The sequence below is a fragment of the Streptomyces sp. OR43 genome, from assembly GCF_008042275.1.
In the GTDB taxonomy this organism is placed as follows: domain Bacteria; phylum Actinomycetota; class Actinomycetes; order Streptomycetales; family Streptomycetaceae; genus Streptomyces.
In genome coordinates this window covers 1-15,176 of sequence record NZ_RDBK01000043.1, presented here as the reverse complement: position 1 = coordinate 15,176, position 15,176 = coordinate 1, and the positions used below count along the sequence as shown (strand labels likewise).

Here is a 15,176-nt window from a genome sequence, read left to right as displayed (position 1 = left end):
TGCGCGCCTACCCGGCCGTTCCTCGCAGCGGACCGGTGGCGGTGGCCCACGGGTGGCTTCAGGATCCGCTGGACCGTCGGCTTCTAAAATGCGGCGGCACGCCGACGCCTCAACCGCCGTGCCGGGCCGGCGGCGACATCCCGTCGAGCAGCACGTCCCGCAACGCTTCCACCAGTTCCAGGCCCCGTGCGCGAACCTCCGGCGCCGCCTCCTCGCGCCGCCGCTCGGCGACGACCGCGAGCGCCGCAGCGGCCTGGCGCGCGAAGAGCGCGAGCAGGTCGAGTTCGGAGAGGCTGGACCGGGACTGCGCGACGGGATCGAGGACTTCGAGCACGCCGAGCACACGGTCCCGGTGAGCGAGCGGCGCGGCCATCAGCGCGTCAGGGACGTACCCGGTCGACTGCGCGACGTCCCGGGCGAACATGCCCTGGTCGCGCAGGTCGTCCACGACCATCGGCTCGCCCGAGACGAGCACCCAGCCCGCCAGCCCCCGGCCGGCGGGGAACCGGGAGCCCACGAGTGACTCCTCGCCCTCCCCGGCCACTGCCTGGAAGACCAGTTCGTCGGCCTCCTCGTCGTGCAGCAGCACGGAGCTGGCCGCCGCTCCGAAAATGGCCCGTGCGGTATCGACGACGGACTGCAGCAGATCGCGCTCGGCGCTCCCGGCCCGAGTCGCGGCGCCCGCGCCGGTGGCGGGGACGAGGCCGTGGGACTGGCTCATGATTCACCTCGGGTTCCTGGTGCGCCGATCCGCACGTTCGCGGCGGAGAGGTACAGCGCGTGTTTGATCTGAAAGGGAGTCAACTTCGGTCGGCTGCCGAGTAGTCGTGCGCACATTCCGCTGATGAAGGGAGTGGCGAAGCTGTTCCCCGTGGTGCGGATGGTCCTGCCGCCCGTCCAGGCCACCTGCACGTTCTGGCCGGGTGCGAAGAACTCCACGGGCGGTGCGGGGTTGTAGAGGAAGAGCCCGGAGTCGTCCTCGCGGTGCGTACCGACGGAGATCACCGACGAGAACCGCCAGGGGAAGCTCTCCACCGGTGTGTTGTGGGCCGACGCCACCAGCGTGGTTCGGGTGAAGAACGCCTGGTCGGCCAGGGACCTCAGGGTCTCGAGGAATTTCGGGCGGGTCGTGGACAGGCTGAGGTTGACCACGTCGAAGCCCTGGTCGACGGCCCAGCGCAGTCCGGTGAGCAGGGCGTCGCCGCTGCCGGTGAAGCCCTCGCCCAGCACCCGCACGCTGTACAGGTCACAGCCCGGCGCCACCCGGCGGACGATTCCGGCGCACGCCGTTCCGTGGCCGCATCCGTCACCGGTGCCGTCCGGCAGCGGACCGCTGTCGACGACGTGCAGGCTCCCGTCGGCGGCCGGTACCACCTCGTACGAGCCCTGCACGGGCCCGACCGAGGGGTGACCGCACTCCACCCCGGTGTCGACCACGCACACGCGTACGCCCGAGCCGTCCGACCACGCCGAGGGGTCGGCGGGCGGGGTGTCCGCGAGCAGGTCGAGGTCCTCGGGATTACGGTCGCGCAGGCTCCAGGTGAGCCCTCCTGCCGTCCGGGTGGTCATGGGGTCCTTCCTTCCGGCCCGGTCCGGCGGCCGGTGCTCCGGGCCGCGGCCGCGCTGTCGTCGGCGAACGCGGCCGCGCGGTCCGCGCCGAGCCGGTGTCCCTTGGCGGCGAAGTGCTGCCGCGCCGTGCGGGCCGCCCGCGCCGCGTCGCCGTGCAGGGCCAGCGTGCGCAGCGTGTGGGCGAGATCGAGGGCCGCGGTGCCGCGGACCACCGGGGAGTCCGTGTCGGCTGCCGCGGCGGCCGCCCGGCTCGCGCCCGCCCGCGCCGCGGCCGGCTCCCCGGTGAGGGCGAGGGCGCGGGCTCGCAGGCCCTCCGCGTCGGCGGACTCCGCCGGGGGCAGAGCGGTCTCCTCGGGGCCGGGCAGGGCCAGGGCCGGTGCCGGATCCCCCCGGTCCAGCAGGATCCGGGCCCGCTCGCGGGCGATGCCGGGCAGCGCGCCCGTGGCCCCGAGTTCACGGCCGGCGCGGGCGGCCTCGTCCAGCAGGGCGAGTCTGCGGTCCGGGGTGCCCGTCAGCGCCTCGACCTCGGCGGCGAACAGCGGGACGAACAACGCGCTCTCGGCGTAGCCGAGGCCACCGGCGAGCCGTGCCGCCTCGGCCAGCCTCTCGCGTGCCTCGTCGTGGCGGCCCTGCAGGGCCAGGAGTACGGCCAGCGGGCAGGCCAGGGTGGCGCGGACGGTCGGCCGGCCGGCGCCATGGGCCGTCAGCAGTTCCTCGCAGCGTGCGACGGCTCGCCCGACCGGAGTCGGGCCCCGCCACAGGGAGATGCCGACCGCGCCGAGCGCCAGGGCCCGTTCGGGTTCGGCGTCGGCGCGGCCGGCGTGGTCCAGTGCCTGCCGCAGCAGCGACTCGGCTTCGGCGTGCCGTCCCCGCCGCTGCCGGTCCTGGGCGATGCGGACGCAGGCACGTGCGATGCCCTGGTCGTCGCCCGCCACCCTGAAGAGCGGGAGGGCCGCCTCGGCCACCTCGGTCGCGGCCCCGTGCCGGGGGTCCAGGGCCGTCAGCGCGAGCCGGGCGTGGGCGGCGCCCAGCCGGTCACCCGTCCGGTCGGCCGTGTCGAGCGCCCCGGCGAGGAGTTCCCGGCCGCGCGCCGGCTCGCCGCGGGCGACCTTCGTCTCGCCGAGCCTGCGGGCGGCCTCGGCGGCCGCCGGTTCGCCGGGAGCGGCCAGGTCCAGGCCCTGCGTCAGGAGATCGTCGGCCCACGACAGGTCGGAGCGCGCCAGCGCGGCCGCGCCGGCCCGGACGAGCAGGGCGGCGGCGCGCGTACGCAACGCGTCGGTGTCCGTGCCGCGCGTCCCCAGTTCGGCGAGCAGACGGTGGGCCCGGGCCAGGTGGGTGCCGACGGCGGCGTCACCCGCCTCGTGCCCGACGAGGACGCGGGCGGCGTCCTCGTGGCGCCGGGCGCGTACCTTCTTGGCCATACCCCGGTAGGCGGTCTCCTGGACGAGGGCGCTGCCGAAGCGGAGTACGGAGCTCATGGCCAGGGTGCGGCCCCCGGGCTCGACGAGGCGTCGTCGTACGAGGCCGCGCAGCAGCCCGGCTGCGGACCCGGTGGGGAAGGAGTCCTCGGCGTCGGCGAGTTCCGTCAGGTCGGCGGGGCGGAACTCGCGTCCCAGGACGGCGGCCAGCTGGAGCAGGGTCCGCTCCTCGGGCGGCAGCGCGTCGATCCGGGCGCCGAGCAGGGCGTGCACGGTGAGCGGCAGGTCGTCGCACTGGGCCGCCACGGCTGTCAGGTGTTCCAGGTACAGCGGATTGCCCTCCGCGCGGTCGAGGGCGCCCTCCAGCACTCCCTGCCGGTGGGCCGCCACCTCGATCAGCTCACCGGCGAGCAGGGCGGCCTCCTCGCGGGTGAGCGGCGTGAGCATGAGCGAGGCGGAGCGCATCCGGCCGCTGCCCCATCCGGGATGGGCCTCCAGCAGTTCGGGACGCGCGGCGCACACCACGGCGACGGCCGAGCGGTCGAGTTCGTCCAGCAGCCGCTCCGCCATGTCGAGCAGCGGCGCGGAGGCCCAGTGGCAGTCGTCCAGGACGAGCACCACGGGCCGCTCGCGGGACAGCCCGTCCAGCAGACAGGCCAATGCCATGAGGGTGCCGTCGGCCGAGGGGCTGGGTGTGCCGTCCGCCAGCAGACCGCTCCGCAGCAGGCCCAGTGCCTGCTCGGCCTCGATCCGCTCGTGCACCGGCAGTCCTGCGAGCCCGGCTTCCTCCCCCACGGCCGCGAGTACCTGGCGTACCGCTTCGGCGAGCGGAGAGAGGGTGCCGGTCTCACCGTAGGGGCGGCACCGGCCCTCGCCGTAAGCCGGGCAGTCCCGGAGCCACTCGCGCAGCAGGCGCGTCTTTCCGAGGCCCGCCTCGCCGTAGACAGTCACCAGGTGCGAACGGGGGTCCGCCGTCAGTTTGCGCAGCAGCAGGCGGAGTTCGGCCAGTTCCTGCTCGCGGCCGATGAACGGGGTGTCGAAGCGGCGGACCCGCTCGGGGTCGTCCTCGTACAGAGCGGTCAGGCGGTGGGCCGGAACGGGGGCGTCGACGCCCTTGAGGGACAGCGCTCCGGCGGATTCGGTGACCGCCGAGGGCCCGGCGGCGCGCAGGGTGGCGGGCCCGATCAGGATCTCGCCCGGGCCGGCGTGCTGTTCCAGCCGGGCGCCGATGTTGACGACCTCGCCGGAGACCAGGGCCTGCCGGGCGGCGGGATCGACGCTCACCACGACCTCGCCGGTGTTCACACCGATGCGGACGGCGAGCCGTACCCCGTGCTCCCGCTCCAGTCCGGCGTTGAGCCCGTCGAGGCCGGTGATCATCCCGCGGGCGGCGGCCAGGGCCCGGTGGGCGTCGTCCTCGTGGCGCACGGGGACACCGAAGACGGCCATCACGGCGTCCCCGATGAACTTCTCCACCGTTCCGCCGTGTTCCTCGATCCGGGCCCGCATCAGCGCGAAGTACCGGAGTGTGACCGTGCGCAGGGTCTCCGGGTCGAGCCGCCCCGAAAGGGCCGTGGATCCGACGAGGTCGCAGAAGACCACGGTCACCACCCGGCGTTCCTCGGCCGTCGCGGAACCTGCCACGGGCACGCAGGCGCTTCCGCACCCGGGACAGAACGCCGCGCCGTCCGGCGGTGGTCCGGGGCACCGGGGGCACTTCATCCGTAGGGACCCGGTCATCAGAACAGCGCTCCGCCGGCGATCTCGCTGTGCGCCTGCACCTCCGGCTCGGCCGCGTCCAGCCGCTCCTTCAGGCCCAGCAGCAGGGTCAGTTCCTCCGCGCTGAGGCCCTGGAGCACCTCGCGCTGCTCCGGTGACAGGCTGTGCAGCGGGAACCCGGCGTCCTCCAGCGTGCGGAGGCGGTCGCGATCGTGCGCGTGGTCAGTCATGAGCGCTCTCCGATACGTGAGGTGCCGTGGCGATGCGGTCGAACAGCTCGGCGAGGACGGTGACCGTGTGCAGCGCGCTGACGCCGACCAAGGAGCGCCGCGCGGGGTCCAGCGGCAGCCGGCCGATGAGCCGGTCCAGCTCGGCGCTGTGCCCGTCGTCGAGGTCGGCGTGGAGGCGTACGGTCGCGAACGCGGCCTGCGGCAGTCCCGTCTCGCGTGCCAGCCGGGCGGCCAGCCCGGGTGCCGGCGCGTTGCCCTCCAGTACGGCGATGTAGCCGAGCAGGGCCACGGGATGGCTGTGCTCGATCCAGTAGTACTGCGCCCCCACCAGGGCGGCGACGTGGGCCGGCGGAACGGAGCCGGTCAGCTCGCGCGGCGCCGTCCCGGATACCTCGGCGTCGGTGAGCAGCCAGTCGTCGTGGCCGCGTTCCTGTGCGGCGTGTGCCCGCAGATAGCGTGCGAGGGGCGCGGCCAGCGGGTCCTGCGGCAGCCTCTCGCACCGGGCGGCGGCCCGCTCCATCAGCGGCACGGAGGCGCGGATCACCTGGTGCATGGCGCGCAGGTAGTGCCGGTACCGGCCGGGGAGCCCGGCGTCGGAGCGCCACATGCGGGCGGCGGCGGACCTCAGTACGGGCTGTACCAGGGACAGTTCGAGCCGCAGGCCGGCGGCGGCCGACGTGTTCACGCGGGAGCCTCCTCGTCCCCGGGGCCGCCGAGCAGCACGAGCGGCGCGTACGGCGCGCTTCCGTACCGCCGCATCAGCACCTCGGCCCCCGCATCGCGCTGGAGCCGGGCGCCGAGTGCGTCCATCGCGCCGGCCGCCGGGCGGGATCCGGTCCGTTCCGCGGCGGCCAGCGCCTGGGGCCGCCGTGCCAGGCCACGGCAGTCGGCGCAGGAGGCGACGCCCGCGGTACGGATGGCGCGCAGTACGGGTGAGTCCTGGACGCGGCGCCGTATCCCCGGCCAGTCGTCCGTGGCGATGTGTCCCAGGCGCAGATGTCCGGGCACCGGGCGGGCGTCCACCACACCCTGGTTGCAGCAGGCCGTGACGGTGCCGTCGAAGGCGACCACCGGCCAGGCCGCCATCGCGCAGGGTGCCGGCTTCGCCCGGGTACCGCCGGCCTGCGCGGTACGCGCGGCTGCCCAGCCCGCTGCCCGGCCCACGGGCCTGACGTGGTTGACCAGTACGGCTGCACGGTCGCGGAACTCGGCCCGTATGGACGCGGTGAGGTCCGCGAGATACGGGTCGTCCACAGATTGTCCCACCACGTGAAAGCTCACGTCGATTCCGCTCTCCATGATGAGATGCACCGCACGGAATGCCGCCGCGCGCGGAACTTCGCGTTCGTGGAATACGTCGATGCTCGCCGAGAAATGTTCGACGTGACCGAGTGCGCGCATGATGCGGTCGGGAACGCGCCCGTCGGCCGCGAAGAACATGCCGCTGAGCACGGAGGTGCGCGTCCCTGCCGAAGCGGCGAGCCCGGCGAGTTCGCCGACGAGCGCGGGCCGCAGCAGCGGCTCACCGCCCGTGAGCATGAGGACTTCGGGACGGTCCCGGGCGGTGAACCCGCCGATGAAGCGGCGCAGCGCCGCGGCCGGGGTGTCCTCACCCCGCGGACCCGACGATGTGGAGCAGTGGGCGCAGCTCAGCGGGCACCGTCTGGTGAGCGTGGCGAGCAGCCCGGCAGCCGGAACCGGACGCAGTTCGATGATCTCCGCCAGTCGCATCGCGTCACCTCCGTCGGTCAGCGGGGACAAGCGGCGCCAGGGTGCGCGGGAGCGGTTCGGTCGCGGTTGGCGCCGGGTTGGGGTCCGGTACGCGGCGCAGGGCCGGCCGGGTGTGCGGGGTACCGAACCCCGCCTGACGCTTCGCCCTGCTGTATGCGGCTATTACCGCTTTATCCCGGCGGGTGCGTTGCTGCATGCACCTTGAGCCATCCTCGGCCCCATGGCCCCGCCTCCGCCTTGTGACCATGCTGTGAAGAACGGAAGGAATTCCTCGAATTCCCGAAGTTCTCACGGCTCCTCGCGGATTCGCTCACCCCCCCGACCGCACCCCGGAGGCTTTCGTGCACGCAATTGCCCACTCTTCCCTGAATTCCGACGACACCGGCTGGGGAAAGGGCTGAGGAAAATGACCGACACGTTCACCGAAATCCGCACCGGAGAGGCGGATCCCTGGATGACGCGAGAGGGCGCGGGCGAGGCCGGTACCGGCCTCGCTCAGCTCCGCGTCGACCTTCTCGGCCCTCTGCGAGCCTCCCGCGGCGGCCTGCCTCTGCCGCTCGGTCCGCTCAAGCAACGTCTCGTCCTGGCGGTTCTCCTCACCCGTCCGAACACACCGGTGTCGCTGGAGGAACTGACCGACGCCCTGTGGCCGGACGATCCGCCCCGCACGGCCCGCAAGAACCTCCAGGTGTACGTCTCCAACCTCCGCCGGGTACTCGACCCCGACGACCTCGGCCGGCTCCGTCACGGCCCCGGCGGGTACGTATTGCACCTCACCGCGGACGAGTGCGACAGTCTGCGGTTCGACGAACTGGCCCGGCACGGCGATGCCGAGCTGCGCGCGGGTGCGCCGAACCGCGCCGCCCTCCTGTACCGCCGGGCCCTGGACCTGTGGCGTCACGCGCCCTTCAGCGATCTCGCGGCCCGCGCCGATGTGCTGCGTGCCGCCGTGGCGAGGCAGCACACCCGTCGGCTGGCCGTGTACGAGGCATGGGCGGAGGCGCAGTTGGAGACCGGCGAGCCGGCCCCGGTCGCCGACACCGTGGACGAGATGGTGAGCCGGCACCCGCTGCGGGAACGGCTGCGCGCCGCCCAGGTCACCGCGCTGCACCGGGTCGGCCGCAGAACGGAGGCGTTGGCCGCGTACGACGACTGCCGCCAGCAGCTCTCCCGGGAACTGGGGCTGGAGCCCGGTGCGGCGCTGCAGTCGGCCTACCGCTGTCTGCTGGAGAGCGCCGCCCCGTCCCGGCCGCGCGGCGGACCCGCCGGGTCCCGGCTGCTGCCGCCGGACCTCGCCGACTTCACCGGACGGGAGCGGGAACGCGAGGCGCTCGGCGCACAGTTGGGCTCCGAGGGCGGACCCCCGGTGCTCCTCACCGGACCGGCCGGCATCGGCAAGACGGCACTCGCCGTGCAGGTCGCGCACCGTCTCGCCGCCCGCTACCCCGACGGTGTGGTCGCCACCCGGCTGTGCGCCGAGGACGGTTCCGTCCGCCCGTGGTCATCGGTGCTCGCGGAGCTGGCCCGTTCCCTGGGCTGCGCCGAGCGGCTGCCCCCCGACCGGGAGGAGGCCGCCACCGTCTGGCGGTCCTGGCTGTCGGGGCGCCGGGTCCTGCTGCTCCTGGACGACGCACCGGACGCCGCCGCCCTCGGCCCGCTGCTGCCACCGTCCGGCCCCACCGCCGCACTGGTCACCTCCCGGAGCCGGCTGCCCTGTCTGGAGTCCGCGCACCGGACCGAACTCCCGCCGCTGTCCGCCGATGAGGCGCTGCGCCTGCTCGGCCACATCATCGGCCGGACCCGGCTGGCCGCCGAGCACGGCGCCGCCGAACGCATCGTCGCCGCCACCGGGTTCCTCCCGCTCGCCCTGCGGGCCGGCGGGAACCGCCTCTCCGTGCTCCGCCATATGCCGCTCGGGCAGTACGCGGACCGCCTGGAGCACCCTGCGGAGGCGTTGGACGAACTCTCGTCCGGCGGCCTCGGGGTCCGTGCCCGTCTGGCCGGTGCCTGGGCCAGGCTGCCCGGCCCCGCGCGGGTCACCCTCCGCGCCCTGGCCGCGCTGCCGGACCCCGCCTTCTCCCTGCCCGTCGCCGCCCGCGTCCTGGGCCTGGACGGACGGGAGACACAGCGCGCCCTGGAGGGCCTGATCGACGTCGGTGTCCTGGCGCCGCCGTCCTGCCCCGAGGTGACCGCACACCGGGGGTCGGAAGCGGAGCCCGTGCGCTACGAACTGCCCTGGCTGACCCTGCTGTTCGCACGGGAGCAGGCGGCCGGGCCGGGAACGCGGTGCTAGGAACGTGCCGGCCGGCCCGCACCGACGCCGCCGTGTCCGCGCGTCCTCGGCCGACCGGGCGCGGGGGAGCCTCCCGGCCGCCTCCGGCCCGACCGGCGCGAGGTGCGGCGGCGCCGTCCGCGGCCGGTCGGGCGCGGGCGGCCGAGGTGCGCGGTTCAGGCGCTGCCCGGGGCCGGGGCGGAGGACTGCACCCGGGCCAGATAGCCCGCCTGGAAGCGGCTGGCCGCACCCAACTGCTCCATGATCTCGGCGATGTGCTTGCGGCAGGTGCGCAGCGACATCCCCAGACGCCGGGCCACCATCTCGTCCTTCATGCCCTCCGCAAGCAGCCGCACGATGGCCTGCTTCACCTCGTCCCGCGCCGAACTCTCCGTCCAGGCCGGATGGTAGGGCTCGGCCAGCGACCAGGTGTGGTCGAAGGTGGCGCACAGGTACGCCACCGTGGACGGCTCGTGGATGACGATGGCCGCGTCCAGGTCGTCCTGGTGCGGGATGAACACCGTCTCCCCGTCGAAGGCGACCATGCGGCCGAACAGTTCGCTCATCGTCCTGATCTCGGCGCCCTCGTCGGTCATCCGCCGGGCGTACTCCTGCGTGGGCAGGTGGTAGCGGGCCGTGTGCTGGTACAGCGTGCGCATCCGCACGCCGCGGCGCAGCATGTCCCGGTCCTGGATGAACGCCTGCTCCAGCAGCGTCGGGGAGCGACCCCCGCCGGGGTGGCAGGTGCGGACCTCCTGCCGGCATCTCATCGTCGCCTCGGTGATCATGCCCACGACCGTCTTCAGGTCCGTGACCTCCGTCAGCGGCGGCCGCCCCTGCCACCGGCGCCGGCTCTCCGCATAGAACGGCGTCAGGAGGGCCAGCTCGCCCCGGAGCTGGTCGATCTCGGCGAGCTGCCGGCGGAGCCCCGCCTCCTTCGGCGCGACCAGGGCGGCGATGGCCGCGTCCGGGGCCACCGGCACCAGCCGGTCGGAATCCTCGGGCAGATAGCGCAGCAGCAGCAGACCGGTCAGGGTCGCCACCGCCGAGGCCGCACATCCCTCCGTCAGCCCCAGTGTCGCGCCCAGCGTCTTCGCGTCGCACGATCCCTGGTCACTCACCCACCGGAATACCCGGACGGCGTCCTCGGACAACTGCGTGCCGGACACCGTCCTGCCGGCCGCCCCGCCAACACCCGGTAACTGGCCGTCCTCACCCATGGCGCCCACCCCTCATCAGCCAGATGGCTCCGCCCCCGCCCGTACAGATGTCTATTGTTCAGATGCGCGGTAGATATTCCCAGACCCCCTGGAAGGAATCACCGTGGAACGCACCAAAGGGGCAATCACCCTGCTCCTGGGACTCCTCGCGCTGCTTCTCAGGGGCCGGGTCCGCTTCCGGCGGCAGCGGGCCGGTGGTGACGGGGGTACGGCCCGCGAGGTGCTCAATCAGCCTCCGCGGCCGGTGCGCGGAGACGATGACGACACACCGGCCGTGCCCACACCCCACTGGTGACCGGCGGTCCGGTCGCCCCCACCCGGCGGCCGTCGTGGGCATCTGCGGCCCCGACGATGGGCAGGAGTGCCACCACGGACGGGAGGGCGAGTTGACGGACCCTGGATGGCTCCGGCCGCCGACGCCGGCACCGACGCCCGACTCGGAGAACCACGCCGCACGCATGAGGTGTTCACCTCTTCCCGGCCTCTCCCACCTGCTCCGACCGCCAGGACTCACCGGGCGTCAGGGCACTCGGCGGAAGCGGTCCGGGCCGCGCCATGGCCGTTCGAAGACACGGCAAGCCCCGTCACGCCGCGCTGTGCGCCGTGGGGTTTGATGTACGTCAGTCCGATTCCGGCGGAGAGTGATGAGGCTGCGATGAGTGAACCGGCGAAGCCCGAGATCGAACGTCCGGCAGGTGACCCTCCCCAGGAGCTGACCATCCGGGACCTCGTCGTCGGGGACGGGCCCGAGGCGAAGCCGGGGCGGGTCGTCCGCGTTCACTACGTCGGGGTCACCTTCGAGTCCGGAAAGGAGTTCGACACCTCCTGGGACGGGGGCAGGCCGTTCAAGTTCGCCGTGGGGGGCGGCAGGGTCATCAAGGGCTGGGACCGGGGCATCAGGGGGATGAAGGCCGGAGGCCGGCGCGAGATCATCGTTCCCCCGCGCCTCGGCTACGGCAACCAGTCCCCCTCGCCGTTGATCCCGGCGGGTTCCACGCTCGTCTTCGTGGTGGATCTGCTCTCCGTAGCCTGAGGAAGGCCGCCCGGTTCTCCCGGCCTCGCCATCGGCGGGGTCGCCGGGTGGACACGGGTGATCCCGGAGACCTCTCCCGTGCGCCGGTCAGACGCGTGGGCCGAGGAAGAGGCCGCCACTCGCGTCGACGACCTGGCCGGTGACCCAACGAGCGGCGTCGGACGCGAGGAAGGCGACCACGTCGGCCACGTCATCGGGCCCGCCGAGCCGGTCCAGCGCCGTCATGGCGGTGATCTGCTCAGTGAGGCCCGGCACGTCGAAAACGGCTCCATTGGCCGGTGTCCGGGTTGCGCCCGGAGCGACGGCGTTCACCGTGATCCCCCGGGCCCCGAGCTGGTTGGCCAGCGTTCTGCTCATCGTCTCCACGGCGGCCTTCGTCATCGCGAAGGACGTCTGTGCCGAGTTGGCCATCCGGGTCGCCACCGACGAGATCGTGATGATCCGGCCGCCGTCGGGCATCAGGTTCAGCGCGCGCTCGATGATGAAGTAGGGCGCGCGCACGTTGACCGCGAACAGGTGGTCGAACTGCGCCCGGGTCGTCGTCCCGAGCGGGCCTGCCGGCGGGGCCGCCGCGTTGTTGACGAGGATGTCGAGCGGCCGCCCGGCCAAGGCGTCCTCGACAGCGGCGAAGAGCGTCTCGACGTCGTCGGCCACGCCCAGTTCGGCCTGGACGGCGAGCGCGGCCCCACCGGCGCGTTCCACCTCCTCGACCGTCGTCGCCGCCCCGCCCGCGTCCGTGCCGAAATGCACGAGGACCATGACCCGTTCGGCCGCGAGCCGGGCCGCCACGGCCCGCCCGATGCCGCGCGACGCACCTGTCACCAAGGCCGTTCTGCCGACCGGACCGCTCATATCGCACACCCCACACGTGTTAGTCACTAACATTACGGTAGCGTCTATCACATGATGGAGCGGAAACCGACCCTTCGGGATCGACGGCGGTCAGAGACACGGCGCACGATCCAGGCGCACGCGATCCGGTTGTTCACCGACAGCGGCTACGACGCGGTGGCGGTGGCCGACGTCGCCGAGGCCGCCGGTGTCTCGGCCATGACCGTGTACCGGCACTTCCCCACCAAGGAAGACCTCGTGCTCATCGAGCAGCCTGCCCGGCTCATCGCCGAGCGGGTGGCCGCCTCGGCACCGACTTTGCCCCTGGTACGCCGCGTCGGCGGCGCGCTCGTCGACGCGGCCGCGGCGCTGACCGGAGGCGACGGGGACGAGTCGGCGGCGAGCGAACGGCTGCTGCTGGACTGCCTCCGGCTCATGGTCTCGACGCCGGCGCTGAGGGCGCGGCATCTGGACAGCCAGTACGTGCTGCAACAGGCCATCGTCGACGCGCTCGGGGAGGACACCACGGACTCCGACGCCGCGTTCCGCGCCCGGGCGGCGACCAGCGCCTGCCTGGCCGCGATGCACACGGCGCTGACACGCTGGGCCGAGGACGACGGACGGACCGACCTGCCCGACCTGATCGCCCGGGCGCTCACCGCCTCGTTCGGCGACCTCGCCGGTGTCACCGACGAGAGGAAGTGAGGCGGCCGGGCCTGCAACGCCTGGATCAACTCTGCGAGCTCACCCCTACGCGCGGTAGCGCGCCGCGCGCCACAGAGGACCGTTCACTCTGAGCGGGCGGAGGAGCGGAAAGGGCCGGAGAGCTTCAACTCCACCTCGTCGGTCAGGTCCATTGACTGCATCCGTCAGGCCGCCGTGACGCATATGAGCGGTGAGCACCCGTCGCACCGAGGGACGGGCCACCTGGGCGGATCCAGGCAGCGGCCGGCCGTAGGAATCGACGGCTTCCGGATCGACCCCGCAGGCCGCCGCGAGCTGGATGACGGCGGTACCGCCTCGTTGTCAGCTGTTTTCAGCTATCACGTCGTCCATGAAATCGGCTCCGGCGGCGAGCGCAATGTCCGGGCCGAGAGCGGCGGACGGAGTGTGAGCGCCGGGCCGCCCCTCGCCCGCAGCGAGCCGGAGCGCGGTCTGCGCGGCAACGGCGGAGGTGAAGTCCATGGCGTCACCGGTCCGGAGCCAGCCTTCGCGGACGGTGCCGTCGGGCCAGTTGATGACGGCGTGGCCCCAGGTGTGGGGGCGGGGGCGCGGAGCCGCCTTGGCCGTGATCCCGGACATCCGGCGGATGGCGAAACTCCGCACAGCCCGGTTCCGCAGGATCGCCGACAGCAGCGGCAGGACCGCTCGAACGGCGAGCGAGGCGGGAACGAGACCGGAGGTCGCCGAAACCGAGGGGGCTCCGCTCGCCCGGTGCGCGGCGATGAGTTCACCGGAGGGGACACCGACCGAGGACACCGGCTCCCCACCGGGCAGGGTCAGTCGATGGACCTCTCCACCGAGACGGGTCCTGACCAAACGGCCACCTTCGTAACGGCGGCCCCCCATCGCGAGGCCGTCCACGACGCCGGCAGCGAGGGCGGCTCCGAGCGCCCCTTCCTCGACCGCGACGGAAGCGAAGGCGTCCACCCGTACCCGGCTCGGCACGGGACGGTTCTCGCACAGGCGCGCCACGATCGCCTCGGTTCCGACGACGCCGAATCCCGCGCCGGTCACCAGGGTGCTTCCTGCGGCGGCCGCCTCGTCGTGCAGGGCGAACAGGCGCTGGACGGCGGTCGGGTCATTGGCCTGGTCGAGGTAGTGGCCGCCCGGCATGCAGGCGCGTGCGATCGGAACAGCGCTCTCGGCGTAGTCCCCCGTGGTGTTGACGACCACGACGGGCCGCCGGCGGCTGATCTCGGCCGCCATGGCATCCACCCCTGACGCGACGACGATCTTCGCGTCGGCGTCGAGCCCGAGGTCGGCGGCGGCCTTGCGCAGCCGACCGGCGTCGCGCCCGACGAGCACGGGGGCGACCCCGGCCGCCACGAGCTGTGCCGCGACGGCCCGGCCGACCCGGCCGTTGGCCCCCAGAATCCACATCTCACCCTGCGTCATGGTCTCCCGCTTTCCGTGATGTCTCATTGTGTCATCACTAGGCTAACACTGATGTCACAGTGAGACATGTCCGTGTGTAGGATGCGGGCATGGCACGTTGGGACGCAGGAGCTCCGGAACGTTTGCGTCAAGCGGCGCTGGACCTGTTCGGCGAGTACGGCTACGACGCCGTCACAGTGACGCAGATCGCGGAGCGGGCAGGGCTGACCCGTCGGACCTTCCACCGGTACTTCCCGGACAAGCGGGAGATCCTCTTCGCCGGCTCCGAGCGGCTTCCGCCTGCCGTGGCCGATGCCGTTCTCGGCGCGGATCCCGGGCTTGCGCCGCTGCGGGCGGCACTGTCGGCCCTTCGCGAGGTCGGTACGCAGGTCAGCGCGACGGTCACCGATTCCGGTCGTCGCAGAGCGATCATCAATTCCACCGCGGAGCTGCTGGAACGCGAGCGAAGCAAGTCGGCCGCGGTCACCGCCGCACTTCAGGACGCCCTGGAACGGCGCGGGGCCGGACCCACCGAGGCGCACCTCGCGGCACGCGTGGCCTCCATCATCTCCGAGGAGGCCTTCACTCGCTGGGCCCATGGCGAGGGCCCCTTCCCCAGGTGTTTCGATGCCGCAGAGACCGCGCTCCACGCGGTGCTGAACGGGAACAGCTGAGCCGCAGCCATCGCCGCCGGGCCCTGCCACCCACGCCGTCGGGAGCGGCGAGGCCGGCCTGAACTCATGCCGGCGGACCTGCGCACACGGACCGATGCCCGGCGCCCATCGAGCGCCGGTGCTCGCACACGGCATGTGCGTCGTAGCGGGTGAGCTCGCCATATGTGGGATGGCCCGTCCTTCGGGACGGTGGACGGGTTTCAGAGGGTGGATGGACGGGTTTCAGAAGGTGGGCCGGGAAGCGATCCGTGCGCTCTGGGAGAAGGTGCTGGCCAACCGTCCCCGCTTCGAGCCGGAACAGCCACTGCCGACACTCGTCAGCGGCGACATCGCTCTCACCTCGACCCCGCCGAAAGACGGGGCCGGAGCCCGGGCGCAGGTC

General features: G+C 73.1%; 14 protein-coding genes and 1 pseudogene. 6 read left to right on the top strand and 9 right to left on the bottom strand.

Annotation, left to right across the window (positions count from 1 at the left end):
* Positions 1-109: 109 nt before the first annotated feature.
* The 6 genes from EAO72_RS18435 to EAO72_RS18410 all read right to left on the bottom strand — a co-directional run bounded on the left by EAO72_RS18435 (position 110) and on the right by EAO72_RS18410 (position 6,667).
* Complete coding sequence (locus EAO72_RS18435; RefSeq protein ID WP_148018439.1) at positions 110-721, bottom strand: GAF domain-containing protein; 612 nt, start codon at positions 719-721, stop codon at positions 110-112.
* Positions 718-1,569, bottom strand: a complete 852-nt coding sequence (locus EAO72_RS18430; protein ID WP_148018438.1) for a S8 family peptidase — start codon at positions 1,567-1,569, stop codon at positions 718-720. Before EAO72_RS18430 ends, EAO72_RS18435 begins: the two co-directional genes overlap by 4 nt.
* On the bottom strand, positions 1,566-4,637 hold the full coding sequence (locus tag EAO72_RS18425) for an adenylate/guanylate cyclase domain-containing protein (protein WP_261991563.1): 3,072 nt from the start codon (positions 4,635-4,637) through the stop codon (positions 1,566-1,568). Before EAO72_RS18425 ends, EAO72_RS18430 begins: the two co-directional genes overlap by 4 nt.
* A gap of 89 nt (positions 4,638-4,726) precedes the next feature.
* Positions 4,727-4,936, bottom strand: coding sequence for an aroma-sacti cluster domain-containing protein (locus EAO72_RS18420; RefSeq protein WP_148018437.1), 210 nt, complete (start codon positions 4,934-4,936; stop codon positions 4,727-4,729).
* Complete coding sequence (locus tag EAO72_RS18415) at positions 4,929-5,621, bottom strand: iron-containing redox enzyme family protein (RefSeq protein WP_148018436.1); 693 nt, start codon at positions 5,619-5,621, stop codon at positions 4,929-4,931. The genes EAO72_RS18420 and EAO72_RS18415 overlap by 8 nt, the downstream gene beginning before the upstream one ends.
* A complete protein-coding gene (locus tag EAO72_RS18410) occupies positions 5,618-6,667 on the bottom strand; it encodes a radical SAM protein (protein ID WP_148021880.1) in 1,050 nt (349 codons plus the stop codon). Before EAO72_RS18410 ends, EAO72_RS18415 begins: the two co-directional genes overlap by 4 nt.
* A gap of 406 nt (positions 6,668-7,073) precedes the next feature.
* On the opposite strand from EAO72_RS18410, the gene EAO72_RS18405 reads away from it, so the two are divergent.
* Positions 7,074-8,960: an AfsR/SARP family transcriptional regulator gene (locus EAO72_RS18405; RefSeq protein WP_261991561.1), complete on the top strand. Its 1,887-nt coding sequence runs from the start codon at positions 7,074-7,076 to the stop codon at positions 8,958-8,960.
* 155 nt (positions 8,961-9,115) lie between these two features.
* On the opposite strand, the gene EAO72_RS18400 is transcribed toward EAO72_RS18405, so the two are convergent.
* Entirely contained in the window at positions 9,116-10,060 is a 945-nt protein-coding gene (locus tag EAO72_RS18400) for a helix-turn-helix transcriptional regulator (RefSeq protein WP_148018435.1), read from the bottom strand.
* A gap of 202 nt (positions 10,061-10,262) precedes the next feature.
* On the opposite strand from EAO72_RS18400, the gene EAO72_RS18395 reads away from it, so the two are divergent.
* On the top strand, positions 10,263-10,454 hold the full coding sequence (locus tag EAO72_RS18395) for a hypothetical protein (protein WP_148018434.1): 192 nt from the start codon (positions 10,263-10,265) through the stop codon (positions 10,452-10,454).
* A 360-nt stretch (positions 10,455-10,814) separates the two neighbouring features.
* On the top strand, positions 10,815-11,192 hold the full coding sequence (locus EAO72_RS18390; protein WP_148018433.1) for an FKBP-type peptidyl-prolyl cis-trans isomerase: 378 nt from the start codon (positions 10,815-10,817) through the stop codon (positions 11,190-11,192).
* 87 nt (positions 11,193-11,279) lie between these two features.
* On the opposite strand, the gene EAO72_RS18385 is transcribed toward EAO72_RS18390, so the two are convergent.
* Positions 11,280-12,044, bottom strand: coding sequence for an SDR family oxidoreductase (locus tag EAO72_RS18385; RefSeq protein ID WP_148018432.1), 765 nt, complete (start codon positions 12,042-12,044; stop codon positions 11,280-11,282).
* Between the two features lie 129 nt (positions 12,045-12,173).
* Here EAO72_RS18385 and EAO72_RS18380 point away from each other — a divergent pair, with 129 nt between their 5' ends.
* A complete protein-coding gene (locus EAO72_RS18380) occupies positions 12,174-12,728 on the top strand; it encodes a TetR family transcriptional regulator (RefSeq protein ID WP_261991560.1) in 555 nt (184 codons plus the stop codon).
* A 321-nt stretch (positions 12,729-13,049) separates the two neighbouring features.
* Here the strand turns inward: EAO72_RS18380 and EAO72_RS18375 are convergent, their stop codons facing one another.
* Positions 13,050-14,141: a saccharopine dehydrogenase NADP-binding domain-containing protein gene (locus tag EAO72_RS18375; RefSeq protein ID WP_148018430.1), complete on the bottom strand. Its 1,092-nt coding sequence runs from the start codon at positions 14,139-14,141 to the stop codon at positions 13,050-13,052.
* 89 nt (positions 14,142-14,230) lie between these two features.
* On the opposite strand from EAO72_RS18375, the gene EAO72_RS18370 reads away from it, so the two are divergent.
* The gene (locus tag EAO72_RS18370) at positions 14,231-14,794 is read left to right on the top strand and encodes a TetR/AcrR family transcriptional regulator (protein WP_148018429.1); all 564 of its coding nucleotides are present in this window, start codon (positions 14,231-14,233) and stop codon (positions 14,792-14,794) included.
* A gap of 169 nt (positions 14,795-14,963) precedes the next feature.
* Positions 14,964-15,176 (top strand): annotated as a pseudogene (locus tag EAO72_RS43175) (hypothetical protein); the annotation flags it as partial.